The 1,451-nt window shown below is 67.1% G+C and carries 1 protein-coding gene; it reads left to right on the forward strand.

All coding sequences use genetic code 11. The annotated features are described in order from the left end of the window. Positions 1-214 precede the first annotated feature (214 nt). On the forward strand, positions 215-1,432 hold the full coding sequence (locus ACWEVP_RS50250) for an IS110 family transposase (protein WP_452069712.1): 1,218 nt from the start codon (positions 215-217) through the stop codon (positions 1,430-1,432). Positions 1,433-1,451 lie beyond the last annotated feature (19 nt).

Below are 1,451 nucleotides of genomic sequence, written 5' to 3' on the forward strand. Positions count from 1 at the left end.
TTGTTGGTGTTCAGGACGGGTTGTTCTGGATGCCCAGGGCGACAGGGTGTGGCTGATCGGTTCTTGCCCCGGTTGGGTGGCTTCTGAGGAGTGGCCGCCCTGTCGTTCTGGACGCCCTGGCCGCTGATTGAGATCTGCGCTCTGGTCGCTGTTTATGGAGATGCCGGCGGGTCGTCCACGGGGTTGACGTGCACGAACAGGGAGGACCGGCTGGATGGCCGTGGGGAAGGTGTGGGTCGGGATCGATGTCGGCAAGAGCTTCCATCACGCCTGCGCGGTCGATGCGGCCGGGAAGATCGTGTTCTCGCGGAAAGTGGCCAACGGGCAGGCCGCGATCGAGCAGCTGATCACCCGCACCACCGCGAAAGCCACCGATGAGGTGGTGTGGGCGGTGGACATGACCTCCGGTGCGGCGAGCCTGCTGATCACGCTGTTGCTGGCCACCGGGCAACCGGTGGTGTCGGTGCCGGGTCGGTTGGTCAACCGGATGACCGGTGCGTTCGCCGGTGAAGGCAAAACCGACGCTCGTGACGCCCGCACGATCGCCGAAACCGCCCGGATGCGCAGAGATTTGGCCCCGATCACCAGCCCCGATGCGGTTGTGGCCGACCTGGGAGTCCTCACCGCGCGCCGGGAAGACCTGACGGCTGACTGGGTCCGCGGGGTCAACCGCATCCGGGAACTGCTCGCAAGCATTTTTCCCGCGCTGGAAAGGGCGTTTGACTACTCCACCCGATCGGCGCTGATCCTGCTCACCGGCTTCCAGACCCCAGCCGGCATCCGCGCCGCCGACGCAGCCGGCCTGTCGGCTTACCTGACCGAGCGCGGCGCCTGGGCCAAGGGAATCCCGTCCATGGTGGACAAAGCCTTGGCCGCCGCAGCGGAACAAACCGTGACCCTGCCGGCAGAGTCGGTGACCGCACCGTTGATTGCCCGGCTGGCCCGGCAGCTGCTGGAGCTGGACCGAGAGATCAAAGACCTGGACAAGCAACTCGGTGCCCGGTTCGCCGAGCACCCGGACGCCGGGCCCATCACCAGCCTCGACGGGTTCGGCCCGATCCTGGGTGCTCAGCTGCTGGCCGGCACCGGCGGCGACCTGCACACCGCGTTCCGCAGTTCCGGGCACCTGGCTGCCTACGCCGGTCTCGCCCCGGTGCCTCGTGATTCCGGCCGGATACGCGGCAACCTGCACCGACCCAAGCGCTACCACCGCGGCCTGCGCCGGGTGTTCTACCTGGCTGCCCTGACAGCGATGAGACGACCCAACAGCCCATCGCGAACCTTCTACCTGCGCAAACGTAGCGAGGGGAAGCGGCACACCCAAGCCTTGATCGCCCTGGCCCGTCGCCTGGTCGACGTCATCTGGGCACTGCTGCGCGACGGCCGTGAGTTCCATCCCTCACCACCGATCACAGCCACAGCCGGCGCTTGACACGATCATTGAGACTCCT

The sequence above is a fragment of the Amycolatopsis sp. NPDC003865 genome, from assembly GCF_053605345.1.